26 protein-coding genes, 1 tRNA gene and 1 pseudogene are annotated in these 25,869 nt (G+C 73.5%); 18 read left to right on the forward strand and 10 right to left on the reverse strand.

From position 1 onward, the window contains the following. Positions 1-121, reverse strand: a pseudogene (locus ABT238_RS14085) (ABC transporter ATP-binding protein); the annotation flags it as partial. Between the two features lie 414 nt (positions 122-535). Here ABT238_RS14085 and ABT238_RS14090 point away from each other — a divergent pair. The 3 genes from ABT238_RS14090 to ABT238_RS14100 all read left to right on the forward strand — a co-directional run bounded on the left by ABT238_RS14090 (position 536) and on the right by ABT238_RS14100 (position 2,168). Then, a tRNA-Leu gene (locus tag ABT238_RS14090) sits at positions 536-617 on the forward strand. 145 nt (positions 618-762) lie between these two features. Further along, complete coding sequence (locus ABT238_RS14095) at positions 763-1,674, forward strand: Bax inhibitor-1/YccA family protein (RefSeq protein WP_350563158.1); 912 nt, start codon at positions 763-765, stop codon at positions 1,672-1,674. 92 nt (positions 1,675-1,766) lie between these two features. Beyond that, entirely contained in the window at positions 1,767-2,168 is a 402-nt protein-coding gene (locus ABT238_RS14100; protein ID WP_350757555.1) for a hypothetical protein, read from the forward strand. Between the two features lie 105 nt (positions 2,169-2,273). Here the strand turns inward: ABT238_RS14100 and ABT238_RS14105 are convergent, their stop codons facing one another. The 3 genes from ABT238_RS14105 to ABT238_RS14115 form a co-directional block, all read right to left on the reverse strand. Further along, a complete protein-coding gene (locus tag ABT238_RS14105) occupies positions 2,274-3,218 on the reverse strand; it encodes a hypothetical protein (protein ID WP_350757558.1) in 945 nt (314 codons plus the stop codon). Between the two features lie 302 nt (positions 3,219-3,520). Next, complete coding sequence (locus ABT238_RS14110) at positions 3,521-4,789, reverse strand: acetyl-CoA C-acetyltransferase (protein WP_350563164.1); 1,269 nt, start codon at positions 4,787-4,789, stop codon at positions 3,521-3,523. Positions 4,790-4,851: 62 nt separating this feature from the next. Beyond that, positions 4,852-5,937: an SGNH/GDSL hydrolase family protein gene (locus ABT238_RS14115; protein WP_350563166.1), complete on the reverse strand. Its 1,086-nt coding sequence runs from the start codon at positions 5,935-5,937 to the stop codon at positions 4,852-4,854. A 199-nt stretch (positions 5,938-6,136) separates the two neighbouring features. Here ABT238_RS14115 and ABT238_RS14120 point away from each other — a divergent pair, with 199 nt between their 5' ends. From ABT238_RS14120 to ABT238_RS14145, 6 genes are all read left to right on the forward strand, one after another. Beyond that, positions 6,137-7,540 carry a cystathionine beta-synthase gene (locus ABT238_RS14120; RefSeq protein ID WP_350563168.1) on the forward strand — a complete coding sequence of 468 codons (1,404 nt, stop codon included), beginning with the start codon at positions 6,137-6,139 and terminating at the stop codon, positions 7,538-7,540. Positions 7,541-8,012: 472 nt separating this feature from the next. Continuing rightward, the gene (locus ABT238_RS14125; RefSeq protein ID WP_350563170.1) at positions 8,013-8,351 is read left to right on the forward strand and encodes a hypothetical protein; all 339 of its coding nucleotides are present in this window, start codon (positions 8,013-8,015) and stop codon (positions 8,349-8,351) included. 180 nt (positions 8,352-8,531) lie between these two features. Next, positions 8,532-9,890 (forward strand): L,D-transpeptidase, encoded by a 1,359-nt coding sequence (locus ABT238_RS14130; protein WP_350563172.1) that lies wholly within the window; start codon positions 8,532-8,534, stop codon positions 9,888-9,890. 73 nt (positions 9,891-9,963) lie between these two features. Then, positions 9,964-10,524 carry a SigE family RNA polymerase sigma factor gene (locus ABT238_RS14135; RefSeq protein WP_350563174.1) on the forward strand — a complete coding sequence of 187 codons (561 nt, stop codon included), beginning with the start codon at positions 9,964-9,966 and terminating at the stop codon, positions 10,522-10,524. Continuing rightward, the gene (locus ABT238_RS14140; protein ID WP_350757561.1) at positions 10,521-11,417 is read left to right on the forward strand and encodes a hypothetical protein; all 897 of its coding nucleotides are present in this window, start codon (positions 10,521-10,523) and stop codon (positions 11,415-11,417) included. Before ABT238_RS14135 ends, ABT238_RS14140 begins: the two co-directional genes overlap by 4 nt. Before the next feature lie 73 nt (positions 11,418-11,490). Next, positions 11,491-11,991: a DUF1203 domain-containing protein gene (locus tag ABT238_RS14145; protein WP_350563178.1), complete on the forward strand. Its 501-nt coding sequence runs from the start codon at positions 11,491-11,493 to the stop codon at positions 11,989-11,991. Between the two features lie 18 nt (positions 11,992-12,009). Here the strand turns inward: ABT238_RS14145 and ABT238_RS14150 are convergent, their stop codons facing one another. Together ABT238_RS14150 and msrA are read right to left on the reverse strand one after the other, a co-directional pair. Continuing rightward, the gene (locus ABT238_RS14150) at positions 12,010-12,378 is read right to left on the reverse strand and encodes a cupin domain-containing protein (protein ID WP_350563180.1); all 369 of its coding nucleotides are present in this window, start codon (positions 12,376-12,378) and stop codon (positions 12,010-12,012) included. 112 nt (positions 12,379-12,490) lie between these two features. Further along, a complete protein-coding gene (gene msrA, locus ABT238_RS14155) occupies positions 12,491-13,162 on the reverse strand; it encodes a peptide-methionine (S)-S-oxide reductase MsrA (protein WP_350563182.1) in 672 nt (223 codons plus the stop codon). A gap of 142 nt (positions 13,163-13,304) precedes the next feature. Here msrA and ABT238_RS14160 point away from each other — a divergent pair, with 142 nt between their 5' ends. After that, a complete protein-coding gene (locus tag ABT238_RS14160; protein ID WP_350563184.1) occupies positions 13,305-14,459 on the forward strand; it encodes a cystathionine gamma-synthase in 1,155 nt (384 codons plus the stop codon). Positions 14,460-14,483: 24 nt separating this feature from the next. On the opposite strand, the gene ABT238_RS14165 is transcribed toward ABT238_RS14160, so the two are convergent. After that, on the reverse strand, positions 14,484-14,981 hold the full coding sequence (locus ABT238_RS14165) for a MarR family winged helix-turn-helix transcriptional regulator (protein ID WP_350563186.1): 498 nt from the start codon (positions 14,979-14,981) through the stop codon (positions 14,484-14,486). A 122-nt stretch (positions 14,982-15,103) separates the two neighbouring features. Between ABT238_RS14165 and ilvA the strand changes: the two genes are divergently transcribed. The 3 genes from ilvA (at position 15,104) to ABT238_RS14180 (ending at position 18,402) form a co-directional block, all read left to right on the forward strand. Beyond that, a complete protein-coding gene (ilvA, locus tag ABT238_RS14170) occupies positions 15,104-16,315 on the forward strand; it encodes a threonine ammonia-lyase (protein ID WP_350757564.1) in 1,212 nt (403 codons plus the stop codon). A gap of 187 nt (positions 16,316-16,502) precedes the next feature. Then, positions 16,503-17,543 (forward strand): ATP-binding cassette domain-containing protein, encoded by a 1,041-nt coding sequence (locus ABT238_RS14175; protein WP_350757567.1) that lies wholly within the window; start codon positions 16,503-16,505, stop codon positions 17,541-17,543. Position 17,544: 1 nt separating this feature from the next. Beyond that, positions 17,545-18,402: an ABC transporter permease gene (locus ABT238_RS14180; protein ID WP_350563192.1), complete on the forward strand. Its 858-nt coding sequence runs from the start codon at positions 17,545-17,547 to the stop codon at positions 18,400-18,402. A 79-nt stretch (positions 18,403-18,481) separates the two neighbouring features. Here ABT238_RS14180 and greA read toward each other — a convergent pair whose 3' ends face one another. Together greA and ABT238_RS14190 are read right to left on the reverse strand one after the other, a co-directional pair. Continuing rightward, positions 18,482-18,979, reverse strand: a complete 498-nt coding sequence (greA, locus tag ABT238_RS14185) for a transcription elongation factor GreA (RefSeq protein WP_350563194.1) — start codon at positions 18,977-18,979, stop codon at positions 18,482-18,484. Between the two features lie 272 nt (positions 18,980-19,251). Beyond that, a complete protein-coding gene (locus ABT238_RS14190; protein WP_350563196.1) occupies positions 19,252-19,662 on the reverse strand; it encodes a DUF4307 domain-containing protein in 411 nt (136 codons plus the stop codon). A 241-nt stretch (positions 19,663-19,903) separates the two neighbouring features. Here ABT238_RS14190 and mca point away from each other — a divergent pair, with 241 nt between their 5' ends. The 5 genes from mca to ABT238_RS14215 all read left to right on the forward strand — a co-directional run bounded on the left by mca (position 19,904) and on the right by ABT238_RS14215 (position 24,896). Continuing rightward, entirely contained in the window at positions 19,904-20,809 is a 906-nt protein-coding gene (mca, locus tag ABT238_RS14195; protein WP_350563198.1) for a mycothiol conjugate amidase Mca, read from the forward strand. 49 nt (positions 20,810-20,858) lie between these two features. Beyond that, a complete protein-coding gene (locus tag ABT238_RS14200) occupies positions 20,859-21,050 on the forward strand; it encodes a hypothetical protein (protein ID WP_350563200.1) in 192 nt (63 codons plus the stop codon). 42 nt (positions 21,051-21,092) lie between these two features. Continuing rightward, a complete protein-coding gene (locus tag ABT238_RS14205) occupies positions 21,093-23,147 on the forward strand; it encodes a thioredoxin domain-containing protein (protein ID WP_350757570.1) in 2,055 nt (684 codons plus the stop codon). A 556-nt stretch (positions 23,148-23,703) separates the two neighbouring features. After that, complete coding sequence (locus ABT238_RS14210) at positions 23,704-24,045, forward strand: GNAT family N-acetyltransferase (protein WP_350757573.1); 342 nt, start codon at positions 23,704-23,706, stop codon at positions 24,043-24,045. A 92-nt stretch (positions 24,046-24,137) separates the two neighbouring features. Then, entirely contained in the window at positions 24,138-24,896 is a 759-nt protein-coding gene (locus ABT238_RS14215) for a sterol desaturase family protein (protein WP_350563206.1), read from the forward strand. 37 nt (positions 24,897-24,933) lie between these two features. Here the strand turns inward: ABT238_RS14215 and ABT238_RS14220 are convergent, their stop codons facing one another. Beyond that, the gene (locus ABT238_RS14220) at positions 24,934-25,866 is read right to left on the reverse strand and encodes a hypothetical protein (RefSeq protein WP_350563208.1); all 933 of its coding nucleotides are present in this window, start codon (positions 25,864-25,866) and stop codon (positions 24,934-24,936) included. Between the last annotated feature and the right edge of the window lie 3 nt (positions 25,867-25,869).

Raw genomic sequence — 25,869 nt, forward strand, 5'->3', positions numbered from 1 at the left:
TGACGCTGACGTTGTCGAGGGCGACGACGCGGGTCTCCCCCTCCCCGTAGACCTTGTTCAGGCCGGTGGCGCGGGCGGCCGCCCGGCCGGTGCGGACGGCGGTTGCGGTCGACGTGGTCACGGGGATGCTCCTCGGGCTCGGCAGGCAGGGGGCGCGCCGGGTGGTGCGGCGCGGGAGAAGTGCTTGGACGGCCGGGCCCTTCCAAGGGGCGTCCGGCCGTACCTCCATGCTCCGCCCGATGATCATGGTTCCTCGTCGCTCCGTCGGACGGTTGGTCCGACCACCGCTGGGCGTACGCCCAGGTGGCGCCCTCCTCCTGCGGTATGACACCGCCCCTGAGTCGGAGGGCGGTGGCCGGATCGAGCGGGTCCGGTGGCCAAATCACGGACAGTTCGTCAGATGGCAAGGAAACATGACAACTTCCCCGCCTCGGAACATGCGAAAGAGGAGGCCGGGAGACTAGGCTCAGGGGTGGTCCGCACGGGCGGCGGAGCGATGCTCTCCGCTCCGTCGGCGGGGCCGGGTCCGCAGGACGCCCAGATGGTGGAACGCAGACACGGGCAGCTTAAAACTGCTTGGCCGAAAGGCCGTGCCGGTTCGAGTCCGGCTCTGGGCACACGTGCTTGCTCGCGGGGACGCCGACCGGCGTCCCCGCCAGGGCGCCGGTCGGCGAATCCTTCTCGCGGCGGATGCCGATTTCTTTGCCAAGCCATTACCCTTGTGCTTCGGGCGGTGCAGTGCCGCCCCGGAGGGAATGAGCAATGAGAAGCAGCAACCCGGTCTTCTCGCGGGAGGGGTCCTTCACCCGCGAGTCCGGCTACGCGGGTTTCGGGACCACCCAGACCCCGCCGGCCGGGGGCCCGTACGCCACGAACCCCTACGGCAACAACCCGTACGGCAACAACCCGTACGCCAACAGCCCCTACGCCCAGCAGCCGCAGGGCCAGGCGCCGCTGACCGACGAGCAGCTCGTCGAGATGTACAACGCGCCGTCCGCCGGTCCGCTGGCGACGGGCCGGATGACGCTCGACGACGTGGTCGCGCGCACCGCGATGACGCTGCTCACCCTGGTCGCCGCCGGTGGTCTGGCCTGGTTCGCGCTGCCGGACCGGAACTTCGGCCTGGCCATCGGCGCCTCGCTGATCGCCTTCGTGGTCGGCATGGTGATCTCCTTCAAGCGGAGCGTCAGCCCGCCGCTGATCCTGCTGTACGCGGGCCTGGAGGGCTTCGCGCTCGGCGCGATCACCAAGGTGTTCAACACCATCTGGCCGGGCATCGCGATCCAGGCGGTGCTGGGCACCGCGGCCGTCTTCGCGGCGATGCTGATCGCCTACAAGACCGGCCGGATCCGGGTCACCCCGCGCTACACCCGGATCGGCATCGCGATCGCCATGGGCTTCGTGCTGCTGATGCTGGTCAACATGGTCGCCTCGATGGTCTTCGGCGCCGACATGGGGCTGCGTTCCGGCCCGCTCGGCATCGTGGTCGGCCTGGTCGGCATCGGCCTCGGCGCGTTCTTCCTCTCGCTGGACTTCGCGGCCATCGAGGAGGCGATCGCCCACGGCGCGCCGCAGAAGGAGTCCTGGCGGGCGGCCTTCGGGCTCACCCTGTCGCTGGTCTGGATCTACGTCGAGATGCTGCGGCTGATCGCGATCCTGCGCGGCGACGACTGATCCTCCGTCGCACCACCACTGCCGCCGGGCCCCGGAGCCGTTCGCTCCGGGGCCCGGCGGCTTTCCGGGCCCGTGCCCCGTATGCTCGCGGCATGTCCGAGACGCCCGAAGACACCACCCTGGCCGAAGCCGTCGACGCGCTGGCGGACCGGTTCCGCTCGATGCCGCAGAGCCGGCTGCTGGGCGCCGTCCCCGGGCACCCCTCGCGGGCGGCGGCCGGGCTGGCGCTGGCCCGCCGGCTGGCGGTCGCGGCGCGGGCGGCCGAGGCGGCGCGCCCGGACGGCGGGGCGCACGCTGGGGAGCTGCCCGAGCTGCCGGACGCCGGGGCGTTCGCCGTCGGCGACCAGCTCGCGGTGGTCGGACACGACCTGGCGGCGGCGCTGGCCGCACTGCCCGGGGACGCCGCGGTGGCGCTGGCGGACGGACCGGTGACGGCCGAGGCGGTGCGGGAGCGGGCCCTGGGGTGGCTCGCGGAGACCACCGCGGCGGTCTGACCGCGGGACGGCGGAGAAGCCGCGGGACAGCCGAAAGGCCCGGGGGCCGGACGGATCGGTAACCCCTTGATCCGTCCGGCCCCCGGGCCTCGTGCTGTGGTCGGGTCAGATGCTGGCCACCACCCGGTCGGCGAGCACGTAGACGGTGTCCTCGTCGGTGGAGAAGGTCAGCGAGTAGGAGCCGGAGAACCGGGAGCCACCGAGCAGCCGGACGTTCTCACCGGCCCGGACGGCGTCGATCAGCCGGTACGCGGCCTCGCGGTCGCCCGGGGCCACGCACAGCGTGGTGCCGTCGGCGAAGGCGTAGACGTCCAGGGTGCCGAGCGGGCCGGGGCGGACGTCGACCAGGGCGGTGCCCTCCTCGGCGAGCGCGGTCAGCCGGGTGTCGGTCCACTCCCGGGACGGCGCCTGGCTGGGCACGAAGTCGGGGTGCGAGGGGTGGCGGCGCGGGTCGGGCGCGGTGACCGGGGCGTCCTCGACGGCCGACTCGGCGTCCAGCAGCCCGGCCTCCAGACCGGTGGCCAGCAGGTCGGCCTCGCGCCGGGCCCGGGCGTCCCCGGAGCCCTCGGCGGCCGGGGCACCGGCCGGGTGGCCGGGGCGCAGCGGGGCGCCGCCCTCGCCGTCGGGCCCGGCCGGGCGGACGCCGCCCTCGTTGATGAGGTCCTCCAGCGCCGAGCGCAGCGCCTCGCCGAACTCCGGGTCCATGGTGCCCGCGTTGTCGGCCGCCTCGCCCGGACCGGTCGGGCGGGGGAAGAAGAGCGGCCACTCGTCGGTGGTCTGGAAGACCCCGGCGAACGGGGAGTCGAACAGTGGCGCGTCCTCGGCCGCGCGGGCCTCCTGCTCGGCCCAGAACGCCCGGGCCTCGGTGATCTCCCGCTCGCGGTCGGCGGCCAGGGCCTCGGCGACGGCCCGGCGTATCGCCGCCTCGTCGACGACCGGAGCGGCGGCGGCCCGCTCGTCCAGCCGGCGGGAGATTCCCCGGAGGTGGAGCAGCACGGCGGTCGACACGGCGATCAGGATCAGCAGCAGGAGGGTGTAGACGGCGCTCACGGAACGTACTCCTAGCGAGGAGCGGAACGGGGTTACGTCTCCACACTGCCGCATCCGGCCCTGTTACCGCAGTGGCGAATGTCCACTTTGTCAGTGACTTTCGCTCTTGTCCCCAAATTGTTAGGTAGTACCGCTCTACGCTGCGGAGTTGATCCGCTCCGCACCGTCGATTTCCGGCCCGGAAATGAACGGAAAGAGGGCCGGATCGACCTCTCGGTGTGATCCGGCCCTCAATTACGCTGCGTCACTCCAAACGGGTGGTCTGGACCCTTCGGGGTTGACGGGGGAGCGGTCCGCCGGGGTCAGCTGAGCCGCTCGATGACCATGGCCATGCCCTGGCCGCCGCCGACGCACATGGTCTCCAGGCCGAACTGCTTGTCGTGCCACTGCAGGGAGTTGATCAAGGTGGTGGTGATCCGGGCGCCGGTCATGCCGAAGGGGTGGCCGACGGCGATCGCGCCGCCGTTGACGTTCAGTCGGTCCAGGTCGACGCCGAGGTCCCGGTAGGACGGGATCACCTGGGCGGCGAAGGCCTCGTTGATCTCGACCAGGTCGATGTCGCCGATGGTCAGGCCGGCCCGCTTGAGCGCCTGCTTCGAGGCCTCGACCGGGCCGTAGCCCATGATCTCGGGGGAGAGCGCGCTGACCCCGGTGGAGACCACCCGGGCGAGCGGGGTGATGCCCAGCTCGCGGGCCTTGGTGTCGGACATGATCACCAGGGCGGCGGCGCCGTCGTTCAGCGGGCAGCAGTTACCGGCGGTCACCGTGCCGTCCGGTCGGAAGACCGGCTTGAGACCGGAGACGCCCTCCAGCGTGACGCCCGCGCGCGGGCCGTCGTCCTTGCTGACCACGGTGCCGTCCGGCAGCGTGACCGGGGTGATCTCGCGCTCCCAGAAGCCCGCCTCGATGGCGGCCTCGGCGAGGTTCTGCGAGCGCACGCCGAACTCGTCCTGCTCGGCGCGGGTGATGCCCTTGAGCGCCGCCAGGTTCTCGGCGGTCTGGCCCATCGCGATGTAGGCGTCCGGCAGCAGCCCGTCCTCGCGCGGGTCGTGCCAGCCCTCCCGCCGCCCGCCACCACCCTCGTTCGAGGCGCTGCGCGCCGCCCCCCACGTGCCCTCTTCCGCGCGCTTGGCGGTGCGCGCCCGCGCCTCGTCGAACAGCGGGTTCATGGTGCCCGGCAGGCCGTCCGAGGTGCCGTGGACGCTGCGCGAGACGGTCTCCACGCCGGCCGAGACGAAGACGTCGCCCTCGCCGGCCCTGATCGCGTGCAGCGCCATCCGCGTGGTCTGCAGCGAGGAGGAGCAGTACCGGGTGATGGTGGCGCCGGGCAGGTAGTCCATGCCCATCTGCACCGCCACGATCCGGGCCAGGTTGTGGCCCTGCTCGCCGCCGGGCAGGCCGCAGCCGAGCATCAGGTCGTCGATCTCGCGCGGGTCGAGCTGCGGCACCTTGGCCAGGGCGGCCTGGATGACGTGCGCGGTCAGGTCGTCCGGGCGGACGTCCTTCAGCGAGCCCTTGAAGGCCCGGCCGATCGGCGAACGGGTGGCGCTGACGATGACGGCTTCGGGCATGGCGGGCTCCTCGCTGAGTGGCGGCGGACAGGCGTCCGGGAGGAAAGTTACCGTCTGGTAGGTCAGTCGTCACCCGCCCCGGTGTGTGAGCTGGCCGACGTGTTCCCGGGGCCCGGGCGGCCCTGTTCGCCGGGCTCCCCGGCCGCCCCGGAGCCCGGCAGACCGACCCGCAGCCGGTGGCGCAGCAGGGCCCAGCGCCCGGCCGCCCCGGCCTCGCCGCCGACCGCCGCCACCTCGGAGCCGGAGCGTCCGGCGGCGGCCGCCGCGGCCACCGCCACCGGCAGCACGGCCTCGCCCGGCACCGTTGCGCCCGGCCGCTCCTCCTGCGGCCAGAGGTCCAGCACGGCGCAGACCGAGGGCAGCACGGCCATCGCGGCCGTCGCGTAGCCCTGGGCCGAGGGGTGGTAGCGGTCGGCGGCGAACATCTCCGGCCGGGCCGCGAACTCCGGACCGAGCAGCGAGCCGAGCGAGACCGTCCGGCCGCCCGCCTCCACCACCGCGATGGTCTGCGCGGCGGCCAGCTGGCGGCTCAGCCGGCGGGCCACCCAGCGCAGCGGCGGGCGGACCGGCTTGATCGTCCCGAGGTCCGGGCAGGTGCCGACCACCACCTGGCAGCCGGTGGCACGCAGCGCGGCGACCGTCTCGCCCAGCTGGCGCACGGCGAGCTGGGCCGGGCTGTGCCGGGTCACGTCGTTGGCGCCGACCATGATCACGGCGATGTCGGGGCGGTACGCCAGGGCCTGGTCCAGCTGGCCGGCCAGGTCGGCGGAGCGGCCGCCGGAGAACGCCACGTTGACCAGCCGGACCGGACGCTCGGCGACCGAGGCGAGCCCGGCCGCGAGCAGCGCCCCCGGCGTCTCGCGGGCCCGCAGCACCCCCAGGCCCGCCGCGGTGGAGTCGCCGAGGAAGGCCAGCACCAGCGGCGGCTGCGGCGCGGCGGAGGTGTCGGCGAAGGCCTCGCCGTAGACGCCGTCCGCCTTCGGCGGGGCACCCTCCAGGATGCCGATGGCCTGGACGGCCAGCTTGCTCTCGGTCAGCAGCAGACCCACCAGACCCACGCCCAGCACGCCGAGCCCGCCGCCGCCGTACGCCGCCGCGGTGGCGATCCGGCGGGCCACCCGGGCCCGTGACTCCTGTGCCGTGGCCATCCGGTGCCCCCTTCGCGTCCTCGTGCCACCCGGTGAAGGGCCGCTCCCGATGCGTGTACACCCCTCGTACCCGCGATCGCCCCGCCCTACGACCGGGGTGGGCCGTTCGTGGTGCGCACGGGCCTTCCGGGGCCCGTGGTACGGCCTAGGCTTTGCAGTACCGAAAGCCACTGCATGCCCACAGACCGGGAGGACCCCCGTGCGGTACCACAACTCGATCATCGACCTGGTCGGCAACACGCCGCTGGTCAAGCTGAACAAGGTCACCGAGGGGATCAGCGCCACCGTGCTCGCCAAGGTCGAGTACTTCAACCCCGGTGGCTCGGTGAAGGACCGCATCGCGATGCGCATGATCGAGGCCGCCGAGGCGTCCGGCGCCCTCAAGCCCGGCGGCACCATCGTCGAGCCGACCTCCGGCAACACCGGTGTCGGCCTGGCGATCGTGGCCCAGCAGAAGGGCTACAAGTGCATCTTCGTCTGTCCCGACAAGGTCTCCACGGACAAGATCAACACGCTGCGCGCGTACGGCGCCGAGGTGGTCGTCTGTCCGACCGCCGTCGCCCCCGAGCACCCGGACTCGTACTACAACGTCTCCGACCGCCTGGTCCGCGAGACCCCGAACGCCTGGAAGCCGGACCAGTACTCCAACCCGGACAACCCGGCCTCGCACTACCACTCCACCGGTCCGGAGCTGTGGGAGCAGACCGAGGGCCGGATCACCCACTTCGTGGCGGGCGTCGGCACCGGCGGCACCATCTCCGGCACCGGCAACTACCTGAAGGAGGTCTCCGGCGGCAAGGTCAAGGTGATCGGCGCCGACCCGGAGGGCTCGGTCTACTCGGGCGGCACCGGCCGGCCGTACCTGGTCGAGGGCGTCGGTGAGGACTTCTGGCCGACCGCCTACGACCGCACCGTCGCGGACGGCATCGTCGCCGTCTCCGACAAGGACTCCTTCCAGATGACCCGCCGCCTGGCCAAGGAGGAGGGCCTGCTGGTCGGCGGCTCCTGCGGCATGGCGGTCGTCGCCGCGCTGGAGGTCGCCCGCGGCCTCGGCCCGGACGACGTCGTCGTGGTGCTGCTGCCGGACGGCGGTCGCGGCTACCTGTCGAAGATCTTCAACGACGACTGGATGGCCGACTACGGCTTCCTGCCGTCCGCCACCGACGAGGCGCACATCGGCGAGGTGCTGGCCCGCAAGGACGCCATCGAGCACGAGGGCATCCCGCAGTTCGTCCACATGCACCCCAACGAGACGGTCGCCGAGGCGGTCCGGGTGCTGCGCGAGTACGGCGTCTCGCAGATGCCGGTGGTCTCGCCGGGCGCCGGCCACCCGGACATCATGGCCGGCGAGGTGATCGGCTCGGTGGTGGAGAAGCTGCTGCTGGAGGGCGTCTTCTCGGGCGACATCCAGCTGACCGACACGCTGGACAAGGTGATGTCCAAGCCGCTGCCGGTGGTCGGCTCGGGCGAGACCGTCACCAACCTGATGACGGTGCTGGAGAAGGCCGACGCCGCGGTGGTGCTGGTGGAGGGCAAGCCGCAGGGCATCGTCACCCGCCAGGACCTGCTGGGCTTCCTGACCGGCAGCCGCGCCGGGCACTGAGCCGGCGTCAGTCGCCGACCCCGACCCGGCGGCTGAGGGCCGGTGGGCCGGGAGCCCCGGGGGGGCGGAGGTTCCGTTTCCGGGCGAACTGGTACACCGGCGTCATCTCCGTGCAGCACGGGCTTAACACGGCTGCGGCATCGTTGTGCTCACGGCAAGACGCCGAGCGAGACGGCGGCGACCGACCGGGAGCGGCTCCCCGGCGGCGCGTCCCGTCTCGGGCACGACGGTCGGTCCTGATCCGGCCGGTGGTGTCCCTGCCCGTGGAGACGCCGTCGTCCCGCCCCTGCCCGGCTGCGGCCGGTTGCCAGGGTGTGGCGGTTCCCGGGCGACCGCGCCGCTTGGCGCGTCTCCGCGGCTCCCGGGTGGGGGAGTCCGGCGGAGGCGGCGGGGCCGGTCCTTCCTCAGGGAAGGGCCGGCCCCTCCCGTCTCCGGTGCCTGCGCACCCGTCGCTTCCCGTAACCTCACTGCCATGACCAGCACTGACACGACCGACCAGGACGGCCCGCGCTACGTCCGGCTCGCCATCGAGCTCATCGCCGAGATCACCGACGAGGGCGCCCTCAAGGCGGCGGCCCTGGCACAGGTGGCCGAGGACGAGTACCTCGACGACGAGGAGCGCGCGCAGTCCGTCGAGGCCATCGAGGTGGACCCGTCGGGTTCGCTCGCCCACTTCATCGACCCGGTGGCGCTGCTCGGCGACGTCCCGGGCGTCGAGCTCGCCTCGGCGACCTGGGAGTCGGCGAAGACCGACTTCGACCCGGAGAGTGACGAGTGGGACGAGTACGCGGTGGAGGAGTCCGCCGAGTAGGGCGCGCCCGTCACAGCGCGTGAATGCCCGGTCTGCTGTCCGCAGACCGGGCATTTGTCCATATTTGGCGCCCCGTTTCGGATTCTCGTACGATCGCAAGCCGTTGGTGATGGAACCGTGAACGCACGGATTGCGTTTCTGTATCCGTAATGCCCGGATGATCAGCAGGGAGTGGGCGACGTGACGGCACGGGAAGGTCGCGGTCGAACGACCGGCAGCAACTGGAGCCGGCGCGGTGTGCTGGCGGGCCTGATCGGCGCCCCGGTCCTGCTGCTGGCGGCCTGCAACGACAGCAAGAGCGCCGAGGCCGGTGCCGGCACCGGCACCGGCACCGCCGGCAGCGGTGGGTCCGGCGGCAGCGGCGGGTCGGGTGGCAGTGGCGGCGGGAGCGGCAGCGCCGGCGGTACGGCCACCGGCGGCGCGCAGGCCACGCCCAGCGCCACCAGCACCCCGACCCCGAAGACCTCGGCCGCCGTGATCACCGTCACCCCGGCCGACGGCGCCACCGCCGCCAGCTTCAGCGAGCCGGTCCGGGTCGCCGTCGCCGGCGGCACCTTCACCACGGTCAAGGTCACCGACTCCACCGGCAAGGCGCTGGCCGGCGAGCTGTCCGCGGACGGCACCCTCTGGACCTCCGCCGCCGCCCCGGCCAGCGGCACCAAGTACACGGTGTCCGCGGTCGCCTTCGACAAGGAGAAGCTGGAGGCCGACGCCAACGCCGTCTTCACCACGGCCACCCCGGCCAACACCTTCGTCGGCTACTTCACGCCCGAGGACGGTTCGGTCGTCGGCGTCGGCATGCCCGTCTCGATCAACTTCAGCAAGCCGGTCACCGACCGCAAGACCGTCCAGCAGGCGATCACCGTGATAGCCGAGCCGGGCGTCGAGATCGTCGGGCACTGGTTCTCCAGCACCCGCCTCGACTTCCGGCCGCAGCAGTATTGGGCCAAGGGCACCAAGGTGACCGTCAAGCTCCGGCTGAAGGACGTCCAGGGCGCGAAGGGCGTCTACGGCACCCAGTCCAAGGACGTGCGCTTCACCATCGGCCGGGCGCAGACCAGCGTCGCCGACCTCGCCGCCAAGAAGCTCACCGTCACCACGGACGGCCAGGTCAGCGCCGTCTACGCGATCTCCGGCGGCTCGCCCGAGTTCCGCACCTGGGGCGGCAAGATGGTGATCACCGAGCAGTACCAGCAGACCCGGATGAACTCGCAGACCGTCGGCCTCGGCAGCGAGTACGACATCCCGGACGTGCCGCACGCCCAGCGGCTCAGCACCTCCGGCACCTTCATCCACGGCAACTACTGGTCCCCGGCGTCGACCTTCGGCAGCCAGAACACCAGCCACGGCTGCGTCGGCCTGCGCGACGTCAAGGGCGGCCAGGACGCGAGCGCGGACGGCTACAAGTTCTACAAGAGCTCGATGATCGGCGACGTGGTCGAGGTCGTGAACTCCGGCGACAAGACCATCGCGCCGTCCAACGGCCTGAGCGGCTGGAACATGGGCTGGGCCGACTGGAAGGCCGGCAGCGCGATCTGACGCTCCCCGGGGTGCCGGCGACTTCCGCCCGGCAGGACAGAACCCCGCCCGTCCCCCGAGGAGTCAGGGGGGTGTGAAACGCGAGCAGAGGGAGCGCCTGGACGCCGAATTCAGTGCGTTCGTCGTCGGCCTCGGACCCCAGCTGACCAGGCTGGCCGAGCTGCTGACCGGTGATCCGCACCGGGCCGGGGACATCGTGCAGTCCGCGCTGGAACGCGCCTACCTGCACTGGCCCAGGATCACCGCGAACGCGGACGACCCGGCCGCCTACGTGCGGCGGATCGTCGTCAACCAGCACCGCGACTGGTGGCGGCGGCTGCGCAACCGCGAGCTGCCCACCGACCGCGCCCCCGACCGGCCCGGGCCGGCGGACTTCGCCGAACAGCAGGCCCAGCGGGCGCTGCTGCACCAGGCGCTGGCCGCGCTCACCCGGCGCGAGCGGGCCGTCGTCGTGCTGCGGTACTACGCGGACCTGAGCGAGGCGCAGACCGCCGCCGAACTGGGCATCGCGCCCGGGACGGTCAAGTCCACCCTGCACCGGGCGCTCTCGAAGCTGCGCGCACGGCCCGAGCTCGCCGACCGCTCCGGCGGTCCGGCGGGCCACGACCCGAGCGACATCGAGGTGGCGGTATGAGCGACGGCAGCAGCTTCGAACAGCGGCTCGACGAGCTGCTCAAGCAGGAGGACCGGGGGCGGGTGGCGGCCGGGCCCGACCCGGCGGCGGTGATCGCCGTGGCGCGGCGCCGCCGGGCCCGCCGGCGGGCCGGCGCGGGGGCGGCCGCGCTCGCCGTGGCGCTGATCGCCGGTGGCGCGGCGCTCACCCAGGGTGACGGCCAGCCGGGCGGCGGCGCGGTGGTGGCGGCGGGGGCGCCGACCGCCGCCGGACTCCCCGCCGCCAGCCGCCTTCCCGGCACGGGTACCCCCATCCCGGTCGACGGGACGGCGCCCGTGCACGTGCCCGTCGCGCCGGAGGCGTCCGCCGCGACCCCGTCGGGCAGCGGGCCGAAGCACCGGCCGGACTCGCCGGTCAAGCGGGTGGCGCCCGGCGAGCAGGTCGCGATCGTCGACGGCTTCCGGATGAGCGTCACCGCGACCGAGTCCTGCGTCGAGCAGTGGGAGAGCGCCACCGGTACCTGGGAGAAACCGTTCGGCTGCCGCGACGCCACCAGCGACAACCTCGACCACAGCCGGCCCACCGTGGGTGCGCAGAGCAGCGGCGACGCGCAGCGGACCGTGGTGACCGGCCTGTACCTGGGCCCGGCGCCGGCCACCATCACGGTCGAGCTGAACGGCACACAGGTGGTCGCGACCCTGGTCACCACCGCCGGGATGGAGGGCTGGACCGCCTACTACGCGGTGTTCCCCGGCGCCGCCCCCGCGTCCTCCGGACCGAACGGGCGCACCGGTTCCCCGGACGTGGCGGCCTGGGCGGCGGACGGGACGCGGCTCGCGGCCCTGATCGATCCGCGCCGCCCCGACCCCTGGGCCACCGCCGGCAGCGGGACGGGAACGCCGTCCGCGCGCTGACGGCCGGCGGGCTGCCGAACGCGACGGCCGAAAACCGCCGGACTCCCGGCGGCCGCGGCAGGAGGGTGGAGGCATGACGACAACCTCCACCGTCCCGTCCGTCCTGACCGTCCGCCCGATCGACCCCGCCGTGCACCGCGCCCTGCTGGTGCGCGACGACGCCGGACGCCCGCCCGTGCGGTCCGTCGACGAGGACGGCGGCGCCCCGCTGCGCTGCTGCCTGACCAGGGCGCGGGCCGGGGAGCGGATCGCCCTGGTGAGCTACGCGCCGCTGCGGCGCTGGGCCGCCGAGACCGGGGCCGAGCCCGGACCGTACGACGAGACCGGCCCGGTCTTCGTGCACGACGGGCCGTGCGCCGGTCCGGCCGGACCGGGCTGGCCGGCCGGCTTCCACGGCGGTCAGCGGGTGCTGCGCGCCTACGACCGGCGCGGGCGCATCCTCGGCGGCGAACTGGTCGAGCCGGAGACCGCCGAGGCGGTCGCGGCGCGGCTGCTCGCCGACCCGCGGGTGGCCGTGCTGCACGCCCGCGCGGTGGACTTCGGGTGCTTCATGCACGAGGTCCGGCGGGGCTGACCCGCGCCGGCCGGGTGCTCAGGAGCGCTTGGCGTAGTCGACGTAGCCCTGCCAGTCCAGGACGACCGCCGGCTCGTCGCCGACCACCCAGGCGTCGTGGCCGGGCGGGCAGAGCATGAAGTCGCCGGGACCGAACTCGTCCTCCTCGCCGTCGTCCATGACGACCTTCAGCCGTCCGGAGAGGACGTAGCCGGCGTGGGCGGCCTGGCAGCTGTCCGTCCCGGCGATCGGCTTGACGTGCTGGGACCACTGCCAGCCGGGCTGGAACACCGCCCGTCCGACGCCCCCGCCGTCCAGGTGGACCAGGCGCATCTCGCCCTTGTCCGCCTCGAACGGGCGGACCTCGTCGGGATCGGTGTCGAAGTTCTTGCGGATGAGACCGGCCATGAGGTGCTCCTCGGGACAGGGGCGGCCGCGTCACCAGGGACGGTGACGCGGCCGCCCTACCGGTCCCTCCAGTCTGCGCCCCCGCGGCCGGGGCCGGAAGCCGTGGGTGACCTCAGCCCTCGGCGCCCGTCCGGGCCACCCCGATCGGGCAGCTCGCGCCGGTGCCGCCGAGGCCGCAGTAGCCGTTGGGGTTCTTGGCGTCCGACAGGTACTGCTGGTGGTAGGGCTCGGCGGGGTAGAACGGACCCGCCGGGGCGATCTCGGTGGTGATCGGGCCGAGGCCGAGCGCGGTGAGCGCCGGCTGGAAGGCGTCCCGGGTGGCGGTCGCGGCGGCGGCCTGCGCCGGGGAGTGGGTGTAGACGGCCGAGCGGTACTGGGTGCCGACGTCGTTGCCCTGGCGGTTGCCCTGGGTCGGGTCGTGCGCCTCCCAGAAGGTCTTCAGCAGCCGCTCGTAGGAGACCACCGCGGGGTCGTACACCACCCGGACCGCCTCGGTGTGCCCGGTCAGGCCGCTGCACACCTCCTCGTAGGTCGGGTTCGGGGTGTGGCCGCCCTGGTAGCCGACCAGCGTCGTCCAGACGCCGGGCAGCCGCCAGAACGTGCGCTCGGCGCCCCAGAAGCAGCCCAGCCCGAAGTCCGCGACCTCGAGACCCCCGGGGTACGGGCCGGTCAGCGGGTTTCCGAGCACGGTGTGCGGCTCGCTCAGCGTGAACGCCGGGGCCTGGCGGCCGGGGAGCGCCTGGTCGGCGGGAACGAGCGAGGTCTTGTGGCGGTTGAACAGCACGGCCTGCTCCAACGGTTCGGGAAGGGTTGCGGACGTTCCAACACGGCCGGGCACCGGGGGATTCCGGCCGCGCGGCGGCGTCCCGGCGGCGTCCCGGCGGCTTCCGGGCGGCAGCCGCCCCCCGGCCGACTACGCTCGGAGCATGACCGAGCACCAGCTTCCCCAGGGCTTCGAGACCCTCGCCATCCACGCGGGTCAGGAAGCAGACCCCCAGACCGGGGCCGTCGTCACGCCGATCTACCAGGTGTCCACCTACAAGCAGGACGGGGTGGGCGGCCTGCGGGGCGGCTACGAGTACAGCCGCAGCGCCAACCCGACCCGTACCGCGCTGGAGGAGTGCCTCGCCGCGCTGGAGGGCGGCGCCCGGGGCCTCGCCTTCGCCTCCGGCCTCGCCGCCGAGGACACCCTGCTGCGCACGATCCTCAAGCCGGGCGACCACATCGTGATCCCCAACGACGCCTACGGCGGCACCTTCCGGCTCTTCGCCAAGGTGCTGACCCGCTGGGGCGTCGAGTTCTCCGTGGCCAACACCCAGGACCTCGCCACCGTCCGCGAGGCGCTGCGCCCCAACACCCGCGCGGTGTGGGTGGAGACCCCGTCCAACCCGCTGCTGGGCATCACCGACCTGGCCGCGCTGGCCGAGATCGCGCACGGCGCCGGCGCGCTGCTGGTGGTCGACAACACCTTCGCCAGCCCCTACCTGCAGCAGCCGATCGCGCTCGGCGCCGACGTGGTCGTGCACTCGACCACCAAGTACATGGGCGGCCACTCGGACGTGGTCGGCGGCGCCCTGGTGATCGCCGAGGCGGGCCTCGGCGAGGAGGTCGCCTACCACCAGAACGCGATGGGCGCGGTCTCCGGCCCCTTCGACGCCTGGCTGGTGCTGCGCGGCATCAAGACCCTCGGCGTGCGGATGGACCGGCACAGCTCCAACGCGGAGAAGGTCGCCGAGCTGCTCGCGAGCCACCCCAAGGTCAGCCAGGTGCTGTACCCGGGCCTGCCCGGGCACCCCGGCCACGACATCGCCGCCAAGCAGATGAAGGCCTTCGGCGGCATGGTGTCGTTCCGGGTGAACGGCGGCGAGGAGGCGGCGGTCGAGGTCTGCAACCGGGCCGAGCTGTTCACCCTCGGCGAGTCGCTGGGCGGAGTGGAGTCGCTGATCGAGCACCCGGGCCGGATGACCCACGCCTCGGTGGCCGGTTCGGCGCTGGAGGTTCCGGCCGACCTGGTGCGCGTCTCGGTCGGCATCGAGTCGATCGACGACCTGCTGGCCGACCTCAAGCAGGCGCTGGGCTGACACGCCCCGCGCGTCCTGCGCGTCCTACGCGCTCTGTGCGCCGTCCGCGCCCTGCCGGCCCGCCGTGTACTCCTCCATGGAGTGGTTGAAGCGGGCCAGCAGGGCGCAGAACACCCGCTGCTCCTCGGGCGGCCAGCCGTCGACCAGTCGGCGGGTCAACTCGGTTCTGCCGGCCCGGACTTCGGCCAGCCGTCCGGCGCCGAGCGGGGTCAGCGCGAGCCGGACGGCGCGCCGGTCGGCCGGGTCCTGCACCCGGCCGACCAGACCGGCCGTGACCAGCGGGGCGGCCTGCCGGGTGACGGTGGACGAGTCGACACCCAGCGCGTCGGCCAGCGCCTTGACGTTGGCGGGGCCGAGGCGCTCCAGCCGTTCGAGCAGCAGGTAGGCGGCCCGGACCAGGGCGGCCACCCCGTCGGAGCCGCGGACCTGTTCCATGCGGCGGGCGAACAGCGCGAGCTGGTACTGGAGTTGGGTGTGCACGGGGTCGGTGAGGTCGGTGGCCTGGGGCGAGGTCGTCGTCATCGCGGCTCACGATCGTCGTGCGGTGAGGAAGGCTCAGGAGCAGCAGCGTACGCGGGCCGGGCGGGCCCGGGAACAGGGCCGACGTCCCCGGACCACGTGTCGTGACGCCCTAGGCTGCTGTCATGCACAGCTGGCCGATCACCCTCGACGACGTCCGCGGCGCCCAGAAGATGCTCGCCGGGGTCGCCCGGGTGACGCCGATGGAGGGCAGCCGCCACCTCTCCGCGCTGGTCGGCGCGCCGGTCCACCTGAAGTGCGAGAACCTCCAGCGCACCGGCTCGTTCAAGCTGCGCGGGGCGTACGTGCGGATCGCGGGCCTCTCCCCGGTGCAGCGGGCGGGCGGGGTCGTCGCGGCGAGTGCCGGGAACCACGCCCAGGGGGTGGCGCTGGCCGCCTCGCTGCTGGGGGTGCGCTCGACGGTCTTCATGCCGGTGTCCGCGCCGCTGCCGAAGATCGCGGCGACCAGGGAGTACGGCGCCGAGGTGCGGCTGCACGGGGCGACCGTCGACGAGGCGCTGCAGGCGGCGCAGCGGTACGCGGAGGCGGGCGGCGCGGTGTTCATCCACCCGTTCGACCACCGGGACGTCGTGATCGGGCAGGCCACCGTCGGGCTGGAGATCCTGGAGCAGTGCCCCGAGGTGCGCACCATCCTGGTCGGGGTGGGCGGCGGAGGTCTGCTGGCGGGGATCGCGGCGGCGGTCAAGCCGCTGCGGCCGGACGTGCGGGTGATCGGGGTGCAGGCGGCGGCCGCGGCCGCGTACCCGCCCTCGCTGGCGGCCGGGCACCCGGTCTCGCTGGAACGGTTCGCCACCATGGCGGACGGGATCATGGTCGGCCGGCCGGGGGACGTTCCGTTCGAGATCGTCAACACGCTGGCGGACGGCGTCCGGACGGTCTCCGAGGACTCGCTGTCCCGGGCGCTGCTGCTCGGTCTCGAACGGCTGAAGCTGGTGGTGGAGCCGGCCGGGGCGGCTCCGGTGGCGGCGCTGCTGGAGCGGCCGGACTCGTTCGAGGGGCCGGTGGTGGCGGTCCTGTCCGGCGGCAACATCGACCCGCAGCTGATGCAGCGGGTGCTGCGGCACGGTCTGGCGGCGGCCGGCCGCTACCTCTCGCTGCGGGTGCGGCTGGCCGACCGGCCGGGCGCGCTGGCGGGCCTGCTCGGGGTGCTGACCAGGGTGGACGCCAATGTGCTGGACGTGGCGCACGTCCGGGTCGATCCGCAGCTGGGGCTGACCGAGGTGGAGGTGGACCTGCACCTGGAGACCAAGGGGCCGGAGCACTGCGCGGCGGTGCTCGGCGAGCTGCGGGGCGCCGGGTACGTGGTCTCCCGGTAGGGGCCCGGACGGGGCGGCGCCGGGGCGGACACCTGATCCTTGACGCGATATATCGCGGATGCCAGACTCGCGATACATCGCGTTCTGTCGCCGTCGCGGCGAAAAAGAGTCGCTCGCCTGCCCGTAGTGGGGGCAAAGTGGGACAGACCACGCATGTCCATTTTCCCCGAGGAGATGAGGCAGGCCCATGGCGCCAGCCATCCAAGCCGAGAACCTGGTCAAGACCTTCGGTGACGTACGAGCCCTGGACGGCGTCAGCCTCGACGTCCCCGAGGGCACGGTGCTCGGGCTGCTCGGCCCCAACGGCGCCGGCAAGACCACCACCGTGCGCGTCCTCACCACCCTGCTGCGCCCCGACTCCGGCGGCGCGACGGTGGCCGGCGTCGACGTCCTCAAGCACCCGAACCGGGTCCGCAGCCTGATCGGCCTCTCCGGCCAGTACGCCGCGGTCGACGAGTACCTCACCGGCTTCGAGAACCTCCAGATGGTGGGCGAGCTGTACCAGATGCCCGCCCGCGCGGCGAAGGCCCGGGCGCTCGAACTGCTGGAGTGGTTCAACCTCACCGAGGCCAAGGACCGCACCGCCAAGACCTACTCCGGCGGCATGCGCCGGCGCCTCGACCTGGCCGCCGCCCTGGTCGTCCGCCCGCCGGTGATGTTCCTGGACGAACCCACCACCGGCCTCGACCCGCGCAACCGGCTCGCCCTGTGGGAGGTCATCGAGACGCTGGTCGAACAGGGCACCACGCTGCTGCTCACCACCCAGTACCTGGAGGAGGCCGACCGGCTCGCCCACGACATCGCCGTGGTCGACCACGGCCGGGTGATCGCCCGCGGCACCGCCGACCAGCTCAAGGCGCAGATCGGCGGCGAGCGGATCGAGGTCGTGGTGCAGCGGCCCGACCTGGTCGCCGACGCGCTCGCGGCGGTCTCCGCCCACGCGCTCGGCGAGCCGGCGGTGGAGAAGAACACCCGGCGGATCACCGTCCCGGTCAGCGGCGGCGCCCGGGTGCTCGCCGACGTGATCCGCGAGCTGGACGCCCGCTCGATCGAGATCGACGACATCGGTCTGCGCCGGCCGACCCTGGACGACGTCTTCCTCTCCCTCACCGGCCACCACACCGAGGCCGAGGACGGGGAGAACGGCGCCGCCGGGGGCGGGAAGCGCGAGCGGGGCAACGGCTCCGGCACCGGCAAGCAGGCCGTTCCGGCCGGGAAGGAGCGCTGAGATGACCACCGCGACCGAGCACGCCATCGGCGGGGCGGTCCCCAGGCAGCGCCGGGGCGCGGACGCCGTCCTGCACGACTCCTGGGTGGTCGCCAAGCGCAACCTCCGCCGGATGACCCGGATACCCGAGATCGTGATCTTCGGCCTGATGCAGCCGGTCATGTTCGTGCTGCTGTTCTCGTACGTCATGGGCGGCGCGATCAACATCCCGGGGACGCAGTCCAGCTCCTCGGCGTACATCCAGTTCCTGATGGCGGGCATCTTCGCCCAGACCGTGACCTTCGCGGTGGCCGGCGCCTCGGCGGGCATCGCCGAGGACATGTCCAAGGGCCTGGTCGACCGGTTCCGCTCGCTGCCGATGGCCCGCTCGGCGGTGCTGGTCGGCCGCACCCTGGCCGACCTCTGCCAGACCGCGTTCACCCTGGTGGTGCTGGCCCTGGTGGCGGTGCTGGTCGGCTGGCGGATCCACGAGGGGCTGCTGTCCGCGCTCGGCGCGTTCGGACTGCTGCTCCTGCTCGGCTACGCCTTCTCCTGGATCGGCGCGCTGATCGGCCTGTCGGTGCGCAGTCCGGAGGCGGCCACCTCGGCCGGGCTGATCTGGCTCTTCCCGCTGACCTTCATCTCCAACGCCTTCGTGCCGGTCAGCTCGATGCCGGGCTGGCTGCAGGCGGTCGCCTACTGGAACCCGTTCAGCGCCACCGTGCAGGCCTGCCGCAACCTCTTCGGCAACCAGGTGGGCCCGGTGGACGACGTGTGGCCGATGCAGCACGCCGAGCTGATGTCGGTGCTCTGGTCGGTGGTGATCATCGCGGTGTTCTCCTGGCTGTCGGTGCGCAAGTACCGCTCCTCCGGCAGCTGAGCCGCCCGGAGCCGTCCCAGGCACGCGCGAAGGCGGCCGCGGCAGGTGCCGCGGCCGCCTTCGGCGTGTCGTGGTGCGGTCAGCCGGAGTAGGGCTTGACCTCGATGATCTTGACCATGGCCTGCTTGCCGTTCGGCAGCTCGTAGGTCGCCTCGTCGCCGATGGTCTTGCCGTCGATCGCGCGGCCGAGCGGCGACTGCGGCGAGTAGATGTCCAGGTCGTCGTCGCCGACCTCGCGCGAGCCCAGCAGGAACTTCATGGTGTCGTCCTCGTCGCCGTCGAAGGCGACCGTGACGACCATGCCCGGAGCCACCACGCCCGAGTCCGCCGGAGCCTCGCCGACCTTGGCGCGCTCGAGGATCTGGGTGAGCTGGCGGATCCGCAGCTCGTACTTGCCCTGCTCCTCCTTGGCGGCGTGGTAACCGGCGTTCTCCTTGAGGTCACCCTCCTCGCGCGCGGCCTCGATCTTTTGCGCGATCTCGATCCGCCACGGGCCGGTCAGGTGATCCAGCTCGGCCTTGAGCTGGTCGTAGCCGGACTGAGTGAGCCAGGTCACGTTCTCGCTGGTCTGGGTCACGGGTGCTCCTCGTAGGTGCTGGGGCTGTGCTGAGGGTGTGAGTCGTCAGCGTGTTGAGTGGTGCTGATATCGGTCTTAACTACAAAGCAACGCCCGCTCCCGTACCAGTTGGTGCGGAAGGGGCGAAACCACGAGCCTAACAACTCCCACCGACAATCGGGAGGGTCGTTGGCGCTCCATTGACGACAGCGTTGCGCCAAGGTGTACAGGATTGGTGGGCGGGACTCCTCTACGGATGCCCGCTCCCCTGGGCGAATATGCCTGCCGCGCGGTTACTCGGGCGTACAGCCCAGCAGCTCGGCGGTGGTGCCGCGGGCGGTGGTCCGCAGGCTCACCACCGCGTCGTAGCTGGAGCCCTCCGCCGGGACGGGGAAGTCGGCCACGCCGACCACCGCGCCGTCCTCGGCCTGCGAGCGGACGGTGCAGCTGCCGGCCGTGCCGTCGCTCTTGCGCACCGCCAGGTGCAGCTGGAGCTCGGTGTCGGAGAGCGCCTGGAAGGTCGGCACGGTGCCGTTGATCTTCGTCTCGCGGATCAGGTAGGAGCCGCCCAGCCAGGCGACCAGGCCCAGGCCCAGCACCGCGCAGACCGCGCCGACCACCTTGAGTCGGCGGTCGCTCTCGCGGTCGCCGCGCCGCCCGTAGCGGTCCTCGGGCAGCTGCGGGGTCCTGGTGCCAGCGCTCATGGGGCTCAGTCCTCTCGTGGGGAGGGGGCCGCGCGGGTGGTGCGGGGGAATGCGCTGCTCCTCCAGTCCGTCACTATAGGAGGGGCACGCCCGCGGCCGGTCCGGCGGGGGCGGGCCCGGCCGTGTCGGCGCCCCCGCGCGGCGGCCGGACCCGCGGTGACGCGGCCCCACGAGCGGCTCGGACGGTGGGCGGACCGGCTTGCGCGGTACGCCCGGACATTTTTCGGAAGGAACGCACGCGTTGACTGAGCAGTTGCGACTGATGGCGGTGCACGCCCACCCGGACGACGAGTCCAGCAAGGGCGCGGCGACCATGGCCATGTACGTCGACCAGGGGGTGGACGTGCTGGTGGCCACCTGCACCGGGGGGGAACGCGGTTCGGTCCTCAACCCCAAGCTGCAGGGCAGGCCGGAGATCGAGGAGAACATCCACGAGGTCCGGCGCAAGGAGATGGACGAGGCCCGCGCGATCCTCGGGATCAGGCAGGCCTGGCTGGGCTTCGTGGACTCGGGCCTGCCGGAGGGCGACCCGCTGCCCCCGCTGCCCGAGGGCTGCTTCGCCCTGCAGGACGTCAAGGAGGCGGCCGAACCGCTGGTCCGCCTCATCCGGGAGTTCAAGCCGCAGGTCATCACGACCTACGACGAGAACGGCGGCTACCCGCACCCCGACCACATCATGACCCACAAGATCACCATGGTGGCCTTCGACGCCGCCGGCGACCCCGACGCGTACCCCGGGGCCGGCGAGCCCTGGCAGCCGCTGAAGCTCTACTACAACCACGGCTTCCCGATGGGCCGGATCCGCGCCCTGCACAAGTACCTCTCCGAGAACGGCCACGAGTCCCCCTACGGCGAGTGGATCGCCGGCTGGGAGAAGAGCGGCCGCAAGGAGCGCGAGATCACCACCCGGGTCCGCTGCGGCGACTGGTTCGAGACCCGGGACCGCGCGCTGATCGCGCACGCCACCCAGATCGACCCGGACGGTCCGTGGTTCCGCGTCCCGCTGGAGGTCCAGCGCGAGGTGTGGCCCACCGAGGACTACGAACTCGCCCGTACCCTGGTCGACGTGGACCTGCCGGAGGACGACCTGTTCGCCGGCCTGCGGACCCCCAGCCTGACGGCCGAGTCGGCCGACACGCGGGACTGAAGCACCCCCCGACGGCCCGGCTCCCCGTGAGCCGGGCCACCATAGAGATATGAGCGCCTCCGTGAACCTCACCCACCTCGCCGCCGAGCTCGCCGTCGACGACGCCAAGGTCACCCCCGGCCTGCTGGGCTTCCTCGTCTTCGCCGCCCTCGGCGTGGCCACCTGGTTCCTGGCCAAGTCCATGAACAAGCAGTTCAAGCGGGTGAACTTCGCCGAGGAGCCGGAGGCCCCGAAGGAGTGAGGCCGCGCCCCCTCCACCGCGCGGATGCGCGAGGATGGGGGCATGCCGAACCGCCTCGCCGACGCCACGTCGCCGTACCTGCAGCAGCACGCCGAGAACCCGGTCGACTGGTGGCCGTGGGGACCCGAGGCCTTCGAGGAGGCGGCGCGCCGCGGCGTGCCCGTGCTGCTGTCGGTCGGGTACGCGGCGTGCCACTGGTGTCATGTGATGGCGCACGAGTCGTTCGAGGACGAGGGGACGGCGGAGTACCTCAACGAGCGGTTCGTCGCGGTCAAGGTGGACCGGGAGGAGCGGCCGGACGTCGACGCCGTGTACATGGAGGCCGTGCAGGCGGCGACCGGGCAGGGCGGGTGGCCGATGACGGTCTTCCTGACCCCCGGCAAGGAGCCGTTCTACTTCGGGACCTACTTCCCGCCGCAGCCCCGGCACGGGATGCCGTCGTTCCGGCAGGTGCTGGAGGGGGTGCACGCCGCCTGGCGGGACCGGCGGGACGAGGTGGGTGAGGTCGCCGGCCGGATCCGGGCCGACCTGGCCGAGCGGGCCTCGGTCTACGCGGTCGGCAGCGGGGTGCACCAGCCGCCCGGGGAGGCCGACCTGCACCAGGCGCTGGTCGCGCTCAGCCGCGACTTCGACCCGCGGCACGGCGGCTTCGGCGGGGCGCCCAAGTTCCCGCCGGCCATGGTGATCGAGTACCTGCTGCGCCACCACGCCCGGACCGGCTCGCAGGCCGCGCTGGAGATGGCCGTGCGCACCGGTGAGGCGATGGCCCGCGGCGGCATCCACGACCAGCTCGGCGGCGGCTTCGCCCGGTACGCGGTGGACGCCGGCTGGGTGGTGCCGCACTTCGAGAAGATGCTCTACGACAACGCGCTGCTGCTGCGCGCCTACCTGCACCTGTGGCGGGCGACCGGCTCCGCCTCGGCCCGCCGGGTCGCGCTCTCCACCGCCGACTTCCTGCTGCGCGAACTGCGCACCACCGAGGGCGCGTTCGCCTCCGCGCTGGACGCCGACAGCCTCGACGAGGAGACCGGCACCAGCGCCGAGGGCGCCTACTACGTCTGGGAGCCCGGCCAGTTGGTCGACCTGCTCGGCCCGGCCGACGCCGCCACCGCCGCCCGGCTGTTCTCGGTCACCGCCGGGGGCACCTTCGAGCACGGCACCTCCGTCCTCCAACTCCTCGCCGACCCGGAGGACTTCGCCGAGTACGAGGCGATCCGCGCGCGCATGCTGGAGGCCCGCGCCGCCCGTCCGGCGCCGGCCCGGGACGACAAGGTGGTGGCCGCCTGGAACGGCCTGGCGATCGCCGCGCTCGCCGAGACCGGCGCGCTGCTGGAGCGCCCCGACCTGGTGCGGGCCGCCGAGCGCGCCGCCGACCTGCTGCTCGCCGTCCACCTCACCCCCGAGGGCCGGCTGCTGCGCACCTCCCGGGACGGCCGCCCCGGGGCCAACGCGGGCGTCCTGGAGGACTACGCCGACACCGCCGAGGGCTTCCTCGCGCTGTACGCCGTCACCGGCGAGGCCGAGTGGCTCCAGCTGGCCGGCGGTCTGCTCGACACCGTGCTCAAGCACTTCGCCGACGAGGAGACCGGCGCGCTGTACGACACCGCCGACGACGCCGAGGAGCTGATCCGGCGCCCGCAGGACCCGACCGACAACGCGACCCCGTCCGGCTGGACCGCCGCCGCGGCCGCCCTGCTCACGTACGCCGCGTACACCGGCTCGGCCCGCCACCGGACCGCCGCCGAGCGGGCCCTCGGCATCGTCGGGGCGCTCGCCTCGCGCGCGCCGCGGTTCGTCGGCTGGGGCCTGGCCGCCGCCGAGGCGCTGGCCGACGGGCCCCGTGAGGTCGCGGTGATCGGCCGGGCCGGCGACCCCGGGACGGTCGCGCTGCACCGGGCCGCGCTGCTCGGCACCGCGCCCGGGGCCGTGGTCGCGTTCGGCGAGCCGGGCGCGGGCAGCGACGAGGTCCCGCTGCTCTCCGGCCGGCCGCTGGTCGACGGCGCGCCCGCCGCCTACGTCTGCCGGCACTTCACCTGCGACGCGCCGACCACCGACCCGGCGGTCCTGGCCGAGCGGCTGGGGGCGGCGGAGGGGTAAAACCGTTGGTGGGCGGCGTGGGGCGCGGGCGAGGATGGGCCATGCCCTGGACTCTCACCACCTCCCTGGACGACTTCCGCGCGCAGGCCGGCGGTCTGCTCGCCGCGCACCCGGCCGAGAACACCGTGCTGCTCACGGTCACGGACCGACTGGCGGCGCGCGGCCCGCACTACTACGGCGACGGCGCGCCGGTGTTCGGCTGGTGGCGCCGCGAGCCGGACGGGCCGGTCGAGGGGGTGTTCCTGCAGACCCCGCCCTTCGTCCCGCGGCTGGGGGTGATGCCGGCGGAGGCCGCCGCCGAGCTGGCGGCCGACCTCGCCGGTGCCCGGGCCGGGTTCACGGCGCTCACCGGGGTCTCCGGCGGGGTCGCGGCGGTGCGGGCGTTCGGCGTGGCGTGGGGCGCGGCGACCGGGCTCACCGGGTCCGTCAGGACCGAGGAACGCCTCTACCGGCTCGGCGAGTTGACCGGACCTCCGCGCCCGCCGGCCGGCCGCGGCTCGCCGGGGCGGCCGACCGCGAACTGCTGGTCCGCTGGTTCGAGGAGTTCGCGGCCGAGGTGGACATCAGCATCCCCGACGTCGCGACGGTGGTCGACGACCGGACGGCGGCCGGTCAGCTGCACCTGTGGGAGGACGGGGGACGGCCGGTCGCGGTGGCCGGGGTCAGCGCGGTCGTCGCCGGGATGTCCCGGATCGGCCCGGTCTACACCCCGCGCGACGCCCGCGGCCGCGGCTACGCCAGCGGCGTCACGGCGGCCGCCTCGGCCGCCGCCCTCGCCGGCGGGGCCGGGGAGGTGCTGCTCTACACGGACCTCGCCAATCCGACCAGCAACTCGATCTACCAGCAGATCGGCTACCGGCCGGTGGAGGACTGCCTGGTGCTGGCCTTCGACGCCTGACGCCTGACGCCAGAGGTCCGACGGCGGGAACCGCCCCGGGCGGGGCGGCGTCGCACCGGAGGGGTGGGCCGGCGACCGGGGGGAGCCCGACGGTGGACGCGGTACTCGGATGGGCCGGGCGGCTGAGCCCGGCGCAGGCGGCGGCGGGTGCGCTGGCCGGGAACCTGGCGCTGTTCGCGCTGGCCCTGCTGGCCGGCGGCCTGCTGGTCCGCCGCTTCGGCGACCGGCGGGTGACCCCGCCACCCGCGCCTCCCGACCGCCGGGAGCGGCTGCTCACGGTGGTCGCCGTGCTGCTCAACTCGGCCGTCGGCCTGGCCGGCTGGCTGCTCTGGCGGGCCGGCTGGATCCGGCTCACGGCCGACGCGGGACCGCGCGCGGTGGCCGATCTGCTGCTGTTCTCCCTGGTGATGGACGCGCTGATGTACGGCGGGCACTGGCTGGCCCACCGCCGCCGGCTCTACCGGCTGGCCCACGAGCTGCACCACGCCTATCCGGACCCGCGCCCCGCGACGCTCTTCGTGCTGCACCCGCTGGAGGTGCTGGGCTTCGGCGGCGCGTGGATCGCGGTGCTCTGCCTCTGGCCGGGGATGTCCGCGCCCGCGCTGGCCGGCTACATCGGCGTCAACCTGGTCTTCGGCCTGCTCGGGCACCTGGGTGTGGAGCCCTTCCCGGTCCGGGTCCGGCGGCTCGCGGTGTTCCGCTGGGTGGCGCTGCCGATGTTCCACGCCGGTCACCACGCCGATCCGGCGGTCAACCTGGGCTTCTACACCACGCTCTGGGACCGGCTGTTCGGCACCGTCGACCCCCGCTACGACGCCCGCCGCGCGGCCCCGGACCCGACGCTCCGGTGACCCGACGCCCCGGTGCCCCGGTGACCGGGAGACGCGGTCACTCCCAGTCCCAGCCGATGCCCAGGATGCCGGGCCGCACGGCGGTGGCGACCAGATGGACGCAGTGGTGGCCGTCGAGCGTCAGCTCCTCGCTCTCGTAGGGCTCCTCGGCGGGCGAGCGGCGGGCGAAGCGGTGGCAGCGGACGGGCAGCGCGGCCGGGTGGAAGGTGATCTGCAGGACGTACTGCCCGGCCCCCGCGTGGAAGCCGCGCAGGTACTCGCAGCTGGGCTCGGGCGCCGGGGCGTCGTCGAAGCCGTAGCCGAGCAGGTGGGTGTCGCCCGCGCGCAGCCGGCGGTCCAGCAGCAGTTCGGCGATCAGCAGGTCGTGGGCCTGGTCGCGGCGGATGCGTCCGGGGCGGCAGTTCTCCTCGGCGCGGACGCCGACCCGGGTGATGTCGCTGCCGGGATCGCCCTGGTGGATCGCGAGGTAGCGGTCGATGCCGTCGCGGTGGGCGCGCAGGGCGTGCTGGGAGTCGCGGCGCCGCAGGCGGCGGTCGGCGCCGATCCGGATCCGTTCGATGTGGGTGACGGTGTGCAGCCCGCTGTCGCGCGGGCCGGCCAACTCGGCGAGCAGGTCGTCGACGGCGGTGGCCGGGGTGATGAGGTCGCGGTAGGGGCGCACGGGCGGACCGGCCGGCGCGGCGGGGGCGGCGCGCCGGGGGCCGAGCAGCCGGGTGAGCGAGTGCGCGGGGAGGTCCAGCACCTTCTCCAACTCGCGGACGGCGCGCAGCGATTCGGGACGTTCCGGGCGGCGGTGGCCCTGCTGCCAGTAGCTGAGGCTGGTGACCCCGATGTGCACGCCGCGCAGCGCGAGGTGGTCGCGGATGCGGTGCAGGGCGAGGCCGCGGGCGGCGATGGCGGTGCGCAGGGCGAGGTCGAACGGGCCGGTGCGCAGGGCGGTGACGAGGTCGGTTCGGTCGGTCCGCTGCATGCG

The sequence above is a fragment of the Kitasatospora sp. NPDC001527 genome, from assembly GCF_040298605.1.
In the GTDB taxonomy this organism is placed as follows: Bacteria; Actinomycetota; Actinomycetes; order Streptomycetales; family Streptomycetaceae; genus Kitasatospora.

Bases quoted from the DNA above. Each gene is read 5' to 3' on its own strand.
- ABT238_RS14160 (WP_350563184.1), top strand. From the start codon at position 13,305: ATGACCGAGCACCAGCTTCCCCAGGGCTTCGAGACCCTCGCCATCCAC.
- ilvA (WP_350757564.1), top strand. From the start codon at position 15,104: ATGCACAGCTGGCCGATCACCCTCGACGACGTCCGCGGCGCCCAGAAG.
- ABT238_RS14205 (WP_350757570.1), top strand. From the start codon at position 21,093: ATGCCGAACCGCCTCGCCGACGCCACGTCGCCGTACCTGCAGCAGCAC.
- ABT238_RS14175 (WP_350757567.1), top strand. From the start codon at position 16,503: ATGGCGCCAGCCATCCAAGCCGAGAACCTGGTCAAGACCTTCGGTGAC.
- ABT238_RS14125 (WP_350563170.1), top strand. From the start codon at position 8,013: ATGACCAGCACTGACACGACCGACCAGGACGGCCCGCGCTACGTCCGG.
- ABT238_RS14110 (WP_350563164.1), bottom strand. From the start codon at position 4,789: ATGCCCGAAGCCGTCATCGTCAGCGCCACCCGTTCGCCGATCGGCCGG.
- ABT238_RS14200 (WP_350563200.1), top strand. From the start codon at position 20,859: ATGAGCGCCTCCGTGAACCTCACCCACCTCGCCGCCGAGCTCGCCGTC.
- ABT238_RS14100 (WP_350757555.1), top strand. From the start codon at position 1,767: ATGTCCGAGACGCCCGAAGACACCACCCTGGCCGAAGCCGTCGACGCG.
- ABT238_RS14095 (WP_350563158.1), top strand. From the start codon at position 763: ATGAGAAGCAGCAACCCGGTCTTCTCGCGGGAGGGGTCCTTCACCCGC.
- ABT238_RS14190 (WP_350563196.1), bottom strand. From the start codon at position 19,662: ATGAGCGCTGGCACCAGGACCCCGCAGCTGCCCGAGGACCGCTACGGG.
- ABT238_RS14165 (WP_350563186.1), bottom strand. From the start codon at position 14,981: ATGACGACGACCTCGCCCCAGGCCACCGACCTCACCGACCCCGTGCAC.
- ABT238_RS14150 (WP_350563180.1), bottom strand. From the start codon at position 12,378: ATGGCCGGTCTCATCCGCAAGAACTTCGACACCGATCCCGACGAGGTC.
- ABT238_RS14220 (WP_350563208.1), bottom strand. From the start codon at position 25,866: ATGCAGCGGACCGACCGAACCGACCTCGTCACCGCCCTGCGCACCGGC.
- ABT238_RS14145 (WP_350563178.1), top strand. From the start codon at position 11,491: ATGACGACAACCTCCACCGTCCCGTCCGTCCTGACCGTCCGCCCGATC.
- ABT238_RS14180 (WP_350563192.1), top strand. From the start codon at position 17,545: ATGACCACCGCGACCGAGCACGCCATCGGCGGGGCGGTCCCCAGGCAG.
- ABT238_RS14115 (WP_350563166.1), bottom strand. From the start codon at position 5,937: ATGGCCACGGCACAGGAGTCACGGGCCCGGGTGGCCCGCCGGATCGCC.
- ABT238_RS14140 (WP_350757561.1), top strand. From the start codon at position 10,521: ATGAGCGACGGCAGCAGCTTCGAACAGCGGCTCGACGAGCTGCTCAAG.